The organism is Spirochaetota bacterium, from assembly GCA_025061835.1.
In the GTDB taxonomy this organism is placed as follows: Bacteria; Spirochaetota; Brevinematia; order DTOW01; family DTOW01; genus SKYB106.
On the sequence record JANXAC010000001.1, the window covers coordinates 262,357 to 278,130 of the forward strand.

Below are 15,774 nucleotides of genomic sequence, written 5' to 3' on the forward strand. Positions count from 1 at the left end.
CTCAACTGTAGAGGTTACTTTATGGATATAGATTGGAGGAAATACTTTGAGAATTTTCATGATGAATGCGGCGTAGGGTTTGTTGCAAATATAGATGGTAGAAGAGATCATCAAACCGTTATTGATGGTATCAGTGCCGTTGCTAATTTAACTCACAGAGGCGCCTTGAGTGCTGATGCAAAAACTGGTGATGGATGCGGTGTTTTAACTAGAATACCATACAAGTTTTTTAAGAGAGTTGTATCTCCTTCGCTAGATGAAGGTAAGTTCGCAGTAGCGGTTATTTTCTTACCAACCGACAAGAGTAAAAAAGAAAAATCTCTCCAGATAATAAATGAAGTTTTGTCAATAAGAGGTTTCAAGGTAATTGCTTGGAGAGATGTCCCTATAAGAAAAGAATTTCTAGGAGAGTCTGCTCTCAAAAGTTTGCCTGACATCAAACAGCTATTTATTGAAGTTCCAGATAATTCAAAAGAAACAGAAAGAAGATTGTATATCACAAGAAAACATATAGAATACCTTTTCTATCAAAACGCTCTTGACAACGAGTGTTATATTGCATCATTCTCATCAAGAACTATTGTCTATAAAGGTTTGTTAATTGCACCACAGTTGGCAAAATTTTTTGCTGACTTGAATGAGGAAGATTTTGAGTCGGACTTTGTGATATTCCATCAAAGGTATAGCACAAATACTCTTCCAAGTTGGTTTATCGCTCAACCATTCAGAATGCTTGCCCACAACGGAGAGATAAACACACTTCAAGGCAACTACTACTGGATGAAAGCGAAAGAATCAAACTTTTCAAAGGATATATGGGGTGAAGATACCAAATATTTATCACCAGTTATATGGCCTTATGGTAGCGACTCATCGCAACTTGACAATGTCCTTGAACTACTTTATATGTCAGGTAGAGATTTAATACACTCAATAATGATGCTTATTCCAGAAGCATACAAGTCAAACCCATTTTCAAGTAATGATGTTAAGGCTTTCTTTGAGTATAACCTAACAATCTCTGAACCTTGGGATGGTCCTGCTGCCTTGGTTTTAACTGACAGTGAGTTTATTGTGTCTATACTGGATAGAAATGGTCTTAGACCTGCAAGATATGTCATCACTGAAGATAATAGGATTGTGATGGGGTCTGAAGTTGGAATGATAGAAATTGATGATAGAAAAGTTGTAGAGAAAGGTAAACTAGGTCCAGGTGAAATAATAGCAATTGATCTTAAGAATAGTAAGGTTTTAAAAGACCTTGAGATAAAAGAAACTTATTCAAAGATGTATCCGTACTCAGACTGGGTCAAGAATATAGTAGAGATCAAGATTCCAGATATCCCAGGTCAAACATACCACACTACCTACATAGAGGAAGAACTAATAAGACAACAAAGATCATTTGGATATGATGCTGGTGAAAATGAGAAACAACTTGCAGAGATGATATCAACAGGGAAAGAACCAATAGGTTCAATGGGAGATGACACACCGATTCCAGTCCTTTCATTCAAACCTAGAAATCTCTTTGATTACTTCAGGCAAAGATTTGCACAGGTTACTAATCCTCCTATAGACCCATATAGAGAGAAAATCGTAATGTCTCTTGATACTTACATCGGTTCATTTGGAGATATTCTTAAGGATAGCCCTGATAATACTAAATTACTAAAATTTTCATCACCTGTCATAACAAACGCAGAGATGAGTTACCTTAAGGAATTAAACAACGAAAATTTTAGATCTATTGTTATAAGCACTCTATACGATTCAAGAAGCGGTAAAAAGCTCAAAGATGCTCTTGAGGAAGTTATAACCAAAGGTGTAGAAGCGGTAAAAAATGGATACAATATAGTTATTTTAAGCGATAGAGGAGTAGATGGCAATAATACTTATGTTCCAATACTTCTTGCTAGTGCTGGATTACATCACAGACTCATAAGAGAAAATCTTAGGTCAAAATGCTCAATAATAGTAGAGTCTGGAGAACCTAGAACAGACCACCATTTTGCAGTCCTGATAGGATATGGTGTTTCACTCATAAACCCATATCTTGCCTATGATACTGTAGTTGATATAGCCAGAACTGCAGCGGTTGAAAAGGTATCTGAGTATCCGGCCGAATTTACAACTACTCTTTCAAATTACAGAAAGGCTATTGAGGCAGGACTTTACAAGATAATGTCAAAGATGGGCATATCCGATATCACTAGTTATAGAGGAGCTCAAATATTTGAAGCACTAGGTATATCAAGCGAAGTTATCAATGAATACTTCAGGGGGACAATAACCAAGATAGAAGGTGTAGGACTTGATGAGATAGAGAAAGATTATCTTGAATTTTACAAGAAAGGTTATGGAGATAATTTTGTTCCGATGTTAGACGATTACGGGTTCTACAAATATAGAAAGGATGGGGAATTTCACGAGCATAATCCTGATATGCTTAGAGCGATACAGAAAGCAACAAGACAAGGTGATGCAGAAGCTTACAAAGAGTTTTCAAAGATTATCAATACAAGACAACCTTCTTCCTTGAGAGACCTGCTTGAGATAAAGAGTGATAGAGAACCTATACCTATTGAAGAAGTAGAGTCTGAATATGAGATAGTGAAGAGGTTCACTACTCAAGCAATGTCCTTTGGTGCCTTGGGCAAGGAAGCTCATGAGACGATTGCTATTGCTATGAATAGATTAGGCGCTAAAAGCAATAGTGGAGAAGGAGGAGAACTTGAAGAAAGACTATTTAGTGAGTCAAACAGCAAGATAAAACAAGTTGCATCAGGTAGGTTCGGTGTAAGTCCTAGTTATCTCATCTCTGCTGAGGAGATGGAGATTAAGATTGCGCAGGGAGCAAAGCCTGGTGAAGGAGGACAATTGCCGGGAAAGAAAGTAAGTGGAGATATAGCACGAGCAAGACATACCAATCCTGGCATAAGTCTTATATCACCTCCTCCCCATCACGATATATACAGTATTGAGGATATAGCACAACTTATATACGACCTCAAACACATAAATGTTGATGGCAGGGTTTGTGTAAAGTTAGTCTCTGAAACAGGAGTTGGAATAGTCGCTGCTGGTGTTACTAAAGGATACAGTGATACCGTGCAAATAAGTGGTCATAATGGTGGAACTGGTGCTTCACCTTGGGGCTCTATAAAATACGCAGGTATGCCTTGGGAACTCGGTCTTGCTGAAACACAGAGAATACTCGTTGAAAATAACTTAAGACATAGAGTTAAGTTAAGAGTTGATGGTGGTTTTAAGACAGGAAGAGATGTTGTGATATCCGCTCTGCTTGGTGGAGACGAATACGGGTTTGGAACAATGGCTATGATAGCAGAAGGTTGTATAATGGCTAGAATATGTCATACTAACAAGTGTCCAGTAGGCGTTGCTACACAAGACCCTGAACTAAGAAAGCGTTTCCCCGGCAAGCCTGAATGGGTAATGAACTACCTATTATTCGTAGCAAGAGAGGTAAGAGAAATACTTGCAAATATGGGCTACAATAGCCTGCAAGACATCATAGGTAGAACTGACCTGCTCAAACCGAAGTCAGAAGTGTTCTTACCAAAAACTAATAATATCAATTTAGGATACATATTACAAGACTACTCAGGATATGATAGAAATCTTTTGAGGTATAGTGGTAATAAGAACGAAATTCCAGAGAGAGAACATCTGGATGACAAGGTTATAAACGACGATAGTTTCAAGAAAGTAGTCCAGAACGACTCCGGAGAAGTTAATTTCTCATTCAAGATCAGAAATACCGATAGGACAGTAGGAGCAAAAATCTCAAACTACATAGTCAAGATGTATAAGAAAAATAATCCTCTCAAGAATGCGAAGATAAACATTGAATACCGTGGAAATGCTGGACAAAGTTTCGGTGCCTTTATCATTGAAGGTATCAATTTAACACTTATAGGTGATGCTAATGATTACCTCGGTAAAGGAATGTTTGGTGGTAGGATAGTTGTTAAACCTTCTGATGATGTTAAGTTTGACCCATACAAGAATGTTATCGCTGGTAATGTTTTACTTTATGGTGCTATAGGTGGTGAGGTTTATATAAGAGGTAGAGTTGGTGAGAGATTTGCTATCAGAAACAGTGGTGTCAAGGCAGTCGTTGAAGGAGTTGGAGACCATGGTTGTGAGTATATGACCGCCGGTATTGTTGTTGTAATAGGTAAGGTAGGTAAAAACTTCGGTGCTGGTATGAGTGGAGGACTTGCGTTTGTTCTTGATGAGGAAAATGTCTTCCCAAAACTCTACAACCCACAAATGGTTTCAATACAGAGAATTGACACAACCGACGGAGACATTAAAATCCTAAAAGAGATGCTAGAAAAACATTATAAATACACTTCTAGCACTAAGGCAAAAGAAATTCTTGATAATTTTGATAAGTATATCAGTCTGTTTTGGAAGGTAGTTCCTTCAAACGTTGAGGACACAACTCATATCAAACACCTAGAAGAGCAAAAACAAGTTGCCAAAGCGCATTAAAAACCCAATTTTGTTTAAAAACAAAGCACAGATTACATAAATTGTCTTTATAACCTACAATTTCCCTTAAGCCTAGTTTAGTGAGATAAACTACTAATCTTAGAAGCACAAAAATTTAAATCAACTTAAGCTTTCTTACTACAAGACCTTATACGCCTATACTTATTGAATTCTAAAGTTCAATACTCTTAAGGTTTTGATTGTTTCTCTTGAATGACTGACAATATTCTACTTACAACATCTTCTACACTTAACCCATCTGTATTTATGACAACAGCGTCACCTGGTATTGTAAGAGGTGAGTCTTGCCGTGTTCTATCAAGTTGGTCTCGTTGCTGAATTGATTTTATTACATCCTCAAGTTTTAGGTCCTGATTTGAGTATTTCTTGTCTAATAGTCTTCTTCTTGCTCTTTCTTCAACAGATGCATCAAGGTAGAATTTATATCTAGCGTTTGGTGCTACAACAGTTCCGCAGTCTCTACCTTCCATAATGACCTTGCCTTTGCTTGCAATTTTTCGCTGGATTGCAACGATATTCCTACGAACTTCAGGTATTGAAGAGACAATTGAGACAATCTCTTCAACTTCTCTGGTTCTTATAAGAGATGATACATCCTCTCCGTCTAGAAATACCCTACCACCTTCAAAGGATATGTCAGTATTTCTAGAGAGTTCAGAGACCCTTTCAGTGTCATTTGGTTGAATACCAAGTCTAATCACTTTAAGAGACAAGGCCCGATACATAGCACCAGTATCTAGGTAGACATAACACAGTTTTTCTGCTATTATCTTTGCTATCGTGCTCTTACCTACACCAACTGGACCGTCTATTGTTATTATGTCTTCTTTCATAATTCTTCTTCGTTTTCGTAGAGTTCTATAATTTTCTTAACAAGTTCGTGCCTTATAACATCCTGCTTACCTAGGTAGATTATCTTTATTCCTTCAACGCCATTAAACAATTTCTTTGCGTGTATCAGTCCAGAATGTTTGTTCTTCGGTAAATCGCTTTGAGTTATGTCTCCTGTTATAACCATTTTAGAGCCAAATCCTAGCCTTGTTAGGAACATTTTCATCTGTTCTTTTGTCGTGTTCTGTGCTTCATCAAGGATGATGAAAGAGTTATTTAAAGTTCTTCCTCGCATAAATGCAAGTGGCGCTATTTCAATAACATTTTTCTCCATTAGCGTAAAGTACTCTTCAGGTCCAAGCATGTCAAACAAAGAGTCGTATAGAGGTCTTAAGTATGGATTCACCTTCTCTTCAAGGTTGCCAGGAAGGAAACCTAGATTTTCACCCGCTTCTACTGCTGGTCGCGTTAGTATAATCCTAGCCACAAGATTTCTGTGTAGGTAATTTAAAGCCATAGCGGTAGCAAGATATGTTTTGCCAGTTCCTGCTGGACCGATTCCAAAAACTATATCATTCTCTTCTATTGCTTTCATATACTCAGATTGCCCGTAGGTTTTAGGTCTTACAACCTTATTCTTCTTTGAAACTACAACCCCCTTAAGCATTATATTTTCAAGGTCTATATCTTTTGATGGATCGTGATACTTGTATTGTTTTATTATGATGTTCATATCATCATCAGACACAATCTTATCGTTAGTAGCAAGATCTATCATTGAGTTTATAACCTTTCTGACAGTTTTAACACTATCTTCATCACCAACAACAACAAACGAGTTATCAGTAAGATAAACCTTAACTTTGAAGTTGCTCTCAATTATCTTGATGTTAACATCATTAACACCTGAAAGAATCAAAGGATCAATACCTTTAGGAAAAGATATGTTTGTCTTCATAATCTCTTTGCTTTTAACAACTACTTAAAAAAAGTATAAAAATTCTGAATGTAAAGTTCAAGAAAATATCCTTAATTAAAAACTTAACTAATTCCCTAATATCACTGACCTACAATCCTACACAACTAAATAATTATTTATTGCGCTTCAAAAAAGATAGCCATTACAACCTAGCAAGTACTTCATCTTGTGTTTGTTCATTTCGTGTTCAAATAAACAAAACCTCAAAGTATCATCATGAATACAACTATCATCTTTTCTAACAAACGTAATTATATTAAATGAAGTGTAAAATCTCCAGATTTTCTAGCAAAATAATATCCATTTGACATACAAAACCAAATTTCTTAAACTTATATACTTAAGGAGGTCTCTATGGCAGTTGAGTCTAGGCTTATTGAGATCGGTAAGGTTATGCCGGAATTTAGTTTGAAAGACCCTTTCGGTAAGGAGTTTTCCTCAAAGCAACTTATGGGAGAGAAAGGATTGCTTGTGGTTTTTACTTGTAATCATTGTCCATACGCAAAGGCTATATGGCCAAGACTAATAAAGTTATCTCAAGATATTATGAAAAGAGGCATTAATGTAGTTGCTATAAACTCCAACGCCGCTAATAAAGAATATCCTGACGATTCTGTTGAGGAGATGAAAAAGAAGATTGATGAGTGGAAGATACCATTTCCATATCTAGTTGATGAAACACAAGAGGTTGCCAGATCTTACGGTGCAGAATGCACTCCAGATATATATTTACTTGACAAAAATATGAAACTCTTCTATCACGGTAGATTTGATGACAACTGGAAAGATTTATCAGCGGTCAAGAAAGAAGAACTTAAAGAAGCATGCGAACTACTGATACAAGGTAAAAACCCCCCATCCGAGCAACACCCTTCTATGGGATGCTCAATAAAATGGATAAATGTTTAGAAAAAGTGGAGCTTAGATATGAATAGAATATTTACATCCATACTTTTAGTTATACTATTATCATTACATGTTCATTCTTACGAAAGAAGCGGTATAAACTTCCTAAATCCTTCAACAATACAAGGTGGCAGTTCAACATATACGATAAAACATAGATTCATAGGACCAGTAACCAACGATATAATTGATACATTCTTCTTTCTCAACACTGGTGTAAGCATGTATCTAGAGATAGCGTTTTATCCTATTGATGGACTTAGGTTTCATTTCGGATATGAAAACGCCTTTAGCGGTTATCATATAGGTTTAGGTTATGCTTACGATTTCGGTTTTGTTAAGCCTTCAATCACTGTTGAGTACAACAATACGAAGGAAATGATAGATAACAACTACTCAAGACACAATAATATCTTCAGTGTGTTAAGTATCCAAAGTATGCCTATCTTTGATGTTATTGATTTCGGAGTGAATGTTGGGTATGACTACCTTTACAAAGGTTTTGGACTAGGGATATTTACTTCCATAGGATACCTAGAACTACCAGACGGCTACAAAGTATCTTTAGTAGGTGAATATTATCCTACTTTCCTGAGAGTAAATGGTCAAAGTGACAACTTTGTTTTCGGCCTTAAGATTGACACTTATGGACACCATTTCTTATTCACGATAGGCAATACATATTTTGCTACTGTAAGGTCAAGTATGTTCGGAATGGAGGACAACTATTTGAGATTAGGATTTAGGATAGACAGGATATTCCAGTGGGGGATGTAGAGAAAGGAATAATTTCAACACTGTGCTACTCATCAATATTCAATTGGCCCTTGACATACAACGAAATACACAAGTATCTATACAAAGTTGAAATTGATTATTACTCTCTTTCCGGTAATATTATAAATCTCTTGAAAGAAGGAATGATCAGTTATAATAATGGTTTGTTCTGCTTATCAGGTGAAGAGAAAAGTTTTGAGAACAGACTAAACACAATAAACGACTCTTTTAAACTCCTAAAAAAAGGTATAGGATTTGGTAATCTACTAGGCAATACTGTGCCAGGAATTAAGTTTGTAGGTATAAGTGGTAGCATCGCTGCCGGAAGTGTTGGAGATATTGACCTTTTCATAATAACATCAAAGGAACTTTACAAAACAAGGTTTCTCTCAATGATAATATCAAAGATAGCAAACAAACTTCTTGGAAGAAAGTTTTATTGTCTTAATTTCTTCTTATCTGAAAATAATCTAGAGATAAGCGAAAAGAACATATACACAGCAAGAGAAATTGCTCAACTAATTCCTGTCTTTGATGTTGGCATTTACGAAATGTTTATTGACGCAAACAGGTGGATATACAGTTTACTTCCAAACTTCCGACCTTACGAAATAGCGAAATCAAAAGATAAGAAGTTATTCAAGAATATTCTTGGTGCTCTATACAGTTTTTTAAGTGAAAAATTAATTATGGAATTACAGTTGGAATTCCTTAAGCACAAATACGACTCAATCTCAGGAGATATTGAGATAAACGACAAAATTTGCAAAATAAATTTTACCGACAATAGTAGTAGAATTTTGAGACTTTTCAATGAAAAGATAAAAAAATATGGAATTGAATTGTAAAAGAATACTAGTCATAGGTGCTAGTGGTTTCATAGGAAGACACCTTGTTAGTAGATTAATTTCTGACAGTTCGTTAGAAGTTTTTGTGATACAACACAAAAGTCTTATCAACATTGAGGGAGTGAATATTATTAAATCAAGCCTTGAGAAGATTGACAAGTCTTTGCTCACAGGTTTTGATATAATATTCCATCTAGGAAGATTAAGTTCAAGTAATACACTAGGTAGAATTATCAAATCTATGGTTGGCTACTGGGCTAATAGTAGAATAGTTTCCATTCTTAAGCGAATAACAAAGCCTCCAAAGGTTGTGTTTTTTTCAGGAAGTTTAGTTTATGGGTTCAAGGATGAAGCGTTTGAGAATACTAGTCTAGATCCTATAAGTTATCATAGATGCTACTTCTTACAAGAGATACCTTTTCTGAAAGAGGTTATAGATCTACCTATATACATCATTAGACTACCTTGGGTATTCGGTAATGGTTCATGGTTCAAGATGTTCTACGTTGATAAACTTAAATTTGGGTATGTTCCTGTGTATATTGGAGGAGACAACAATATGACGATCATAAGTGTTGATGATGCAATCAACATGTCTCTTTGGATTGTCGGTAATAAACCTCAAGGCATTTATAATTTATTTTCAAACATAAATCTAAAACAAATAGAACTTTGTAAGAGATTGGAAAACTACTTTGGGTTGGGCTTAAGAAGAATAGGTAGTTTTGAACTAATAATGAAACATGGTTTTGAAGCATATGAAGCGTTTAAATTTTCTTTAAAGCTCAACACACTCCATCAAGATATCAAGAATTACCACTTTAAGCACTCAAACTTTGATAGTATGTTTCTTGAATACATAGAGAGAGTATTCGCCAAGACTCCATAGAACTGGAAAGTAGTTTAGGATACTATCAAAACTATTAAGAACTCTGTAGAGTCCTATAGAGGTTTTACCATACGAATACCAGGGGGGTGCTACTATTGAATAACCTTTTCTATAAACTAGTTTCATTCCTTTGAAAGCGTTTTTGACTTGTCTATATGAGTATGGATGAGAGTTGAGTTTCCTTGTTGGAGAGTATCCAGCCCATTTATCCTTTACTCTCGCAAATGCTTTTCTAAACCTACCTCTTAGTAAGTTAAACAGTAATCCTAAAAGGTAGTATTTATTAACAACTGTAATAACAACGATACCATTTTCAGAGGTTTTATCCCGTATTGTTTCAGCACACCTATTCAGATCTTCAACTGTATTTAAAGCACCAAAATATGTGTATATTAGATCAAACTTGGTATCCATCTTCTCAATATCTTCAACTTTAGCTTTAAGCAATTTTACATTCTTTGCATTCCTCAACCTTTCCGTTGCGATATTTAGCATACCTTGCGATATATCAATACCTAAAAAGAAAACATCTGGATAGGTTCCAGAAAAGTATTCAAGGTCAACTCCAGTTCCACAGCCTATCTCAAGGGCATTATTAAAACTATCTAGAGTTTGAATATACTTATTAGTTATCTTTCTAAAGTCATCTCTCATTGAGTTAAGAATTAGATTGCTTTCTAGCCTATCCTGATAGGAGATAGAATCATCATTGTAGTATTCTTCTACAGATTTGTAGTAGTCTTCTATCATAGATCCTTACTGAAGTAATTTTAGGACCAGTTTTGTTGAAGTTCAAATTAACCCACGCTTTGTTGATAGCGTGGGTAAATTACAGTCTAACAGGTTTGAGATTTGAAAGGATTCAAGAAGAATCAAACCTTTCTATCTATCTTGCTGTTTCAGATCTCTTCCCATAAACCTTCTACTTGGCGATAAATCTTTAAGTTTCTCTCTCTGCTCTGGTGTTAAAATTGATAGGATATCTGCTAGAGAGTTTTTAATATTCAATTCAAAATCATTCTCTAGACGAGTGATCTGTGAGTTAAGAGACTTAACTCTGTTGAAATCAGGCTGTTGTTTTGACATTTCCTTTGAAATATCATACTTGAGTTTCATGATATCCGTTGAGATGTTATCGTTTCTCTGTTTTGTCTGTAGTATTATATTGAATATTCTGTCCTGTTGATCAGATGAAAGGTTTAATTCCTTTGAAAAGTGAAGTATCTTCATAAGTTTATGTATTGAAAAATCAAAGTGATACTTTTCATGCTTGCCTTTACCAAAATGCATATAATAAGCATCTGGCGGCTCTGAAAATGCAGCAGGTAGCAAGAATATAGTAGCTGCCACAATCAAACTGACAATCTTGTATATCTCTCTCATACATACCTCCAAAGAATTCTAATAATATAGATTTCAAAAAAATTTACTAGGTTACAACCAGCCAAGTCTATAAAATTAATCCTCTAGAAATGAAAAATAGTATTCAGCATAATCAGGATAAACAAAACTTCCATCCTTTTGATCATCTACATAAGAATCAAATATGGTCTGAAAAATCTCCTGATTCTCGCTGGAGTTATTCTCTAAAAGTATATAAACATCATCTACATAATTCTTGTCTATCTTATATCTATAGGATATGCCATCTTTTAGACCATCAAAGAACGATATGTATCCTGCAAATAATACGATGATTGTAATAAGTTCAATCACTATATACCTAAATCTACGAATTAATAAACTAATACCTAGTATTCTGAATTTCTGTTTTTTATCAAGTGAAATGGTAATATTCTGTAAGATAATGTGCTTCTGTAATCTTATCTTCTCAAGTCCTCTAGAAAGTTTCTTAATTTTTCGTAGGTAGTTTCTACACTCCTCACATTCATTTAGGTGTTCTAGTGTCTTACTTGAAACAGTTTTGTGTCCAAGGATGTAATCCTCTATTTCTTCTCTAATGATCTTATGTTTCATTATACTTCTCCAGAATTTTCCTTATCTTCTCTCTTGCTCTGAAGAGTCTAACTTTACAACTATTCTCGGACACTCCGATAATCTCGGATATTTCTTTCAAACTCCTCTGTTCTACATAGAAAAGTATGAATACATCTTTATACATTTGTGGGAGTTTGTCTATGATGTCTAGAAGTAGTGAAGTATCTTCATCATCCCTTATTCCCTTCTGTAGCGAAATGTTTTCATTAAGGTTGGTAAAAAATCTTCTCTGTTTTATCAACATTCTCTTATAAGCCTTAAGAACATTCCTTGCTATAGTGAATATCCAATTTTTTACTTTTCTTCTTTCTCTTAATGTAGTCCTGTATTTCCAAGCGAGAAGGAATGTCTCATTTACAAGTTCTTCAACATCATTACTATTAATTCCATTCGCTATGAAGTAACCAACAAGCATTTCCTTAACCTCCTCAAACACTGAGGAGAAAAATTCATTATCATCCATTTAAAACTATGATAAGAATTTTAATAAAAAGGTTACACTTATTTTCAGAAGATTTACAGATACCTACCAAGATATGACTTTTACATTACTATCTTCAAGTAATCCAAAAACTATCTCGGGAGTGCTAAACTCAGTCCCCTTTATTATCTCTTTGATGCCCAAAACTCTGGAACAATGAGGACAGACATAAACTTTCCCGCCTTTTGAAATAAAATCTTTGATTGCCTTAACTTCCTGTGTTTCTTTAGCATTCACATCTGCTAATTTAACGCCATCGGAGGTTAGCCAGATAACAGTTTTGTATCCCCTATCTAAAGAGATGTTAGCAAACCTTGTTGCCATTTCTGCATCCATACCCTTGTCTTTGGTTAGATGAACCATAATTACAACTGGAGATACGTTGGTTTGTTTTACCATCTTACTTCCTTCGCCTTGATGCTGTTGAGCCAGAAGATCCGATGTTAGCACTGTGAATACTATTAGTGGAATTATGCCTAACAACTTCATACTTTTCTCCTTTAACTATTTGCTATTGTGTATTATGTATGATCCTAAATTTTCAAAATAAACTTTCTTGATGAGTTTAGATGTATCTTAGGTTATAAGAATTTTATCATTACAGTATGAAGAGATTTTCAATTTCACTTTTCATAGTGTTCATTTTATCTAGCAGTATATTTGGTGTTACTCTTGTTGGAGAGGTTGTAGAAGTTGAAGATGGAGACACCATAACAATATATGTAAAGGGCAAAGGATACTACGATATAAGGCTACTAGGTATAGACGCACCTGAAACCAAGAGAAACGCAAAATTCAAACAAGACATAACTAAGGTATATAAAGGTAACGAATATAACGTTTTTGTAAGAGTTCCTCCTCAAGCGCTTCTTGATTTAGGTCATCAAGCAAAATGGAGACTCCGTAGCTTGATTATGGGAAAAACTGTATCTGTGGAGATAGAAGGTGTTGATAGGTATAGGAGAAATCTAGGATGGGTATGGCTAAATGGAACTCTAGTTAACGAATATATGGTAAGACAAGGTCTCGCAAAACCCTATATGCTAAAGGGTAGATACTCTTTCCGAATAAGGACTGCAGAACAACAAGCCAAGAACAACAAGATAGGTATATACGCTTACTAGTATAGTAAGAACCTCTCCTTGTAAATATTATTCACCATACCAATCAATGCTAAATTAGTTATCATTGAAGAACCACCATAAGATATAAATGGAAGGGGCAATCCAGTTACAGGCGCCAAACCTAGGACCATAAGCATATTTATAGCAAAGTTTACAAATATCACAACGGTAGCACCACACAGTATAAGATATGCCTTTTTGTTTTCAGCATTGCTTGTCAGCCAAAGTAGTCTGTAAAACAGTATTATGAAAAGAGTGATTACAAATAACGCTCCTACTATCCCCCATTCTTCAGCAAGGACTGCGAAAGCGAAGTCGGTATGCTTTTCAGGCAGGATATTGAGTTTGTTTTGAGACCCCTTCATAAAACCTTTACCAAATAAACCACCTGACCCAACTGCTATCTCCGACTGAATCACATTATACCCAGCACCTAATCTATCTATTTCTGGGCTAAAGAAGACCATAAGTCTATTCTTTTGATAAGGCTTAAGATTGTTATACGCTACATTACCGACCAAAAATCCAGAAGAAAACAGTATAAGAAGAATACCTAGTATCAACCTAACCTTATCTTTCATAAACCTTGAAACCACAAATGATACTATGAATATAACCAACGAAGAGACCAGAAAGGCGTAAGCAAATTCTCTTGATATTAAGACATTGATCAACTTCGGCACTTGTTCAATGACCCCAACCCTTGTAAGGAAGTCAATATAAGCATTAAAGAACGGGAAGAAGGATAAGGAAAATCCAATGAAAAGTAAAATAAGTAGGTATTTAATATTTAGTCCTATCACAAGTGAAAGCATAAGAAAAAGTATGAAGTAAGATACTGCCATACCTAGGTCGGGCTGTAACATTATAACTCCAATTGGTATGAGGAAGATCAGCAACACGACCAAAAAAGTTGAGAATTTCTTGACATCTACTCCTTCCCTAGTTATGTATTTAGTAGTTAGAAGAATAACACCTATTTTAAGAAACTCCGAAGGTTGTATTCCCATACCCATGATGTTTAGCCAACTCTTCGTTCCTCTAATCTCTCTCCCGACGAAGATGGTAAGTACCGTAAGAATAAGTAAGAGCACGTATATAGGTATAGCCCAATTTATTAATGTTTCATAGTTTGTAAATAGTAGTAGAACCAAAACAGCAAATCCTAGTATTATCCATATTATCTGTCTTAAAAATATGGATTTATCAGAGTAATAGGTAATACTGTATAAATTTACCAAACCTATTATAACTAAAACTAAAACTATTCCTAATAAGATCTTGTCAAATGGTAGTCTGCCCATATTTTAAACCCTATTTCCTATTTTCCTTAACTTTCAGATCTTCTTCCATCTTTTGAGACCATTTATCTATTATTTTTTTTATCTCTTTTGATTCTTCGTAATAACCAAGAACATTGTTTATGCGCATTATAGCTTTTAGAAACTCTTGTGCTTTACGCATATCTGCAACCTCATGACCAGATATTTCATACTTTTCTCTATAATCATCAGCAGACTTCTTCATCAGATCCTTAGCATAACTTATTAACTCATTATAGTATCTATAGTTTGGGTTCATGGGAGACATACTTGTGAATTCTCTAAAGTTTATCAAATTCTTCGCTACAACGGCAAGTTTTGAAAACATTTCAAGCAATTTATATTTCCACTTGCCTCCCTCTAATTCCTCAGATAGAACTTTTAATGTAAGTTCTATCTTCTTAACCAAGTATAGTCTCCTATAAGGAGTCATTCTAGGTATATTATTAAGCCTCTCACTAATTTCATTTAGATCCCCATCAAGAACATCTCCTGCTAGTTTTTCAAGGTTTGCTATCGCATTATAAAGCGATTTTCTGGCATTCTCAAGTAATTCATCCTGCTTCAGATCCATTACATGGACACTAATTCTATTCATCTTTATGTAGTTTATTGCAATCTCCGTGTATAAGTTTGCTACAATAAAATACTTATAATCCCCCCAACCGCTCTCCCTCATACTACTTACTTCAACATTCTGAATCTTTTTTCGTATGTTATCAATTTCAGATTTTATAGGTTGGGACAATTGCTGATATGTTTCTTTTCTTTCCTTCTCTATTCTCTTTATAGCCATAAAACCTCCTACTTATTATTCTTCGTCACAAAATCAGATATAATAGTCTCATCAATCTTACTTATGTCTTCAAACTGTATCGCTGCGAAGAGCTTGTCTTCCTCTGTATCTATTCTTAGAACTTTACCTCTCAATGTCAAGATTTTCCCATCATCAAACTTAATGTTTATTTTTACCTTAACACCAGGTTCAAGAAATTTAGATAAATATTGTTCAATCTCTATTTTAGCTCCCCCTAGACTTATATCATATACAGGAATAGGAAACTCTGAATTAGAAGA

16 protein-coding genes are annotated in these 15,774 nt (G+C 35.0%); 6 read left to right on the forward strand and 10 right to left on the reverse strand.

Going from position 1 to position 15,774, the window contains the following annotated elements; translation table 11 throughout:
• Positions 1-21 precede the first annotated feature (21 nt).
• The gene (gene gltB, locus NZ579_01220) at positions 22-4,521 is read left to right on the forward strand and encodes a glutamate synthase large subunit (GenBank protein MCS7298565.1); all 4,500 of its coding nucleotides are present in this window, start codon (positions 22-24) and stop codon (positions 4,519-4,521) included.
• Positions 4,522-4,709: 188 nt separating this feature from the next.
• Here the strand turns inward: gltB and cmk are convergent, their stop codons facing one another.
• Complete coding sequence (gene cmk, locus NZ579_01225) at positions 4,710-5,375, reverse strand: (d)CMP kinase (GenBank protein MCS7298566.1); 666 nt, start codon at positions 5,373-5,375, stop codon at positions 4,710-4,712.
• The gene (locus NZ579_01230) at positions 5,372-6,331 is read right to left on the reverse strand and encodes a PhoH family protein (GenBank protein MCS7298567.1); all 960 of its coding nucleotides are present in this window, start codon (positions 6,329-6,331) and stop codon (positions 5,372-5,374) included. The genes cmk and NZ579_01230 overlap by 4 nt, the downstream gene beginning before the upstream one ends.
• Before the next feature lie 375 nt (positions 6,332-6,706).
• Here NZ579_01230 and NZ579_01235 point away from each other — a divergent pair, with 375 nt between their 5' ends.
• From NZ579_01235 to NZ579_01250, 4 genes are read left to right on the forward strand one after another with little or no spacing between them, the layout of a single operon-like run.
• Positions 6,707-7,261 carry a thioredoxin family protein gene (locus NZ579_01235; protein ID MCS7298568.1) on the forward strand — a complete coding sequence of 185 codons (555 nt, stop codon included), beginning with the start codon at positions 6,707-6,709 and terminating at the stop codon, positions 7,259-7,261.
• An 18-nt stretch (positions 7,262-7,279) separates the two neighbouring features.
• Entirely contained in the window at positions 7,280-8,035 is a 756-nt protein-coding gene (locus NZ579_01240) for a hypothetical protein (protein MCS7298569.1), read from the forward strand.
• A complete protein-coding gene (locus tag NZ579_01245) occupies positions 8,023-8,883 on the forward strand; it encodes a hypothetical protein (GenBank protein ID MCS7298570.1) in 861 nt (286 codons plus the stop codon). Before NZ579_01240 ends, NZ579_01245 begins: the two co-directional genes overlap by 13 nt.
• Positions 8,867-9,772 (forward strand): NAD(P)-dependent oxidoreductase, encoded by a 906-nt coding sequence (locus NZ579_01250; protein MCS7298571.1) that lies wholly within the window; start codon positions 8,867-8,869, stop codon positions 9,770-9,772. Before NZ579_01245 ends, NZ579_01250 begins: the two co-directional genes overlap by 17 nt.
• Here NZ579_01250 and NZ579_01255 read toward each other — a convergent pair.
• The 5 genes from NZ579_01255 to NZ579_01275 all read right to left on the reverse strand — a co-directional run bounded on the left by NZ579_01255 (position 9,713) and on the right by NZ579_01275 (position 12,740).
• Positions 9,713-10,522, reverse strand: a complete 810-nt coding sequence (locus NZ579_01255; protein ID MCS7298572.1) for a class I SAM-dependent methyltransferase — start codon at positions 10,520-10,522, stop codon at positions 9,713-9,715. The two genes, NZ579_01250 and NZ579_01255, sit on opposite strands and share 60 nt — an antisense overlap.
• 132 nt (positions 10,523-10,654) lie before the next feature.
• Entirely contained in the window at positions 10,655-11,155 is a 501-nt protein-coding gene (locus NZ579_01260; protein ID MCS7298573.1) for a Spy/CpxP family protein refolding chaperone, read from the reverse strand.
• Between the two features lie 75 nt (positions 11,156-11,230).
• Positions 11,231-11,749: a hypothetical protein gene (locus tag NZ579_01265; protein ID MCS7298574.1), complete on the reverse strand. Its 519-nt coding sequence runs from the start codon at positions 11,747-11,749 to the stop codon at positions 11,231-11,233.
• A complete protein-coding gene (locus NZ579_01270; GenBank protein ID MCS7298575.1) occupies positions 11,739-12,233 on the reverse strand; it encodes an RNA polymerase sigma factor in 495 nt (164 codons plus the stop codon). Before NZ579_01270 ends, NZ579_01265 begins: the two co-directional genes overlap by 11 nt.
• A 63-nt stretch (positions 12,234-12,296) precedes the next feature.
• A complete protein-coding gene (locus NZ579_01275) occupies positions 12,297-12,740 on the reverse strand; it encodes a DsrE family protein (protein MCS7298576.1) in 444 nt (147 codons plus the stop codon).
• A 116-nt stretch (positions 12,741-12,856) separates the two neighbouring features.
• Here NZ579_01275 and NZ579_01280 point away from each other — a divergent pair, with 116 nt between their 5' ends.
• Positions 12,857-13,375, forward strand: a complete 519-nt coding sequence (locus NZ579_01280; GenBank protein MCS7298577.1) for a thermonuclease family protein — start codon at positions 12,857-12,859, stop codon at positions 13,373-13,375.
• Here NZ579_01280 and rodA read toward each other — a convergent pair.
• From rodA to NZ579_01295, 3 genes are all read right to left on the reverse strand, one after another.
• The gene (rodA, locus tag NZ579_01285; protein ID MCS7298578.1) at positions 13,372-14,679 is read right to left on the reverse strand and encodes a rod shape-determining protein RodA; all 1,308 of its coding nucleotides are present in this window, start codon (positions 14,677-14,679) and stop codon (positions 13,372-13,374) included. The two genes, NZ579_01280 and rodA, sit on opposite strands and share 4 nt — an antisense overlap.
• A 10-nt stretch (positions 14,680-14,689) precedes the next feature.
• Positions 14,690-15,493, reverse strand: coding sequence for a hypothetical protein (locus tag NZ579_01290; GenBank protein MCS7298579.1), 804 nt, complete (start codon positions 15,491-15,493; stop codon positions 14,690-14,692).
• An 8-nt stretch (positions 15,494-15,501) separates the two neighbouring features.
• On the reverse strand, positions 15,502-15,774 hold a 273-nt coding region (locus tag NZ579_01295), incomplete at its 5' end, for a PilZ domain-containing protein (GenBank protein ID MCS7298580.1).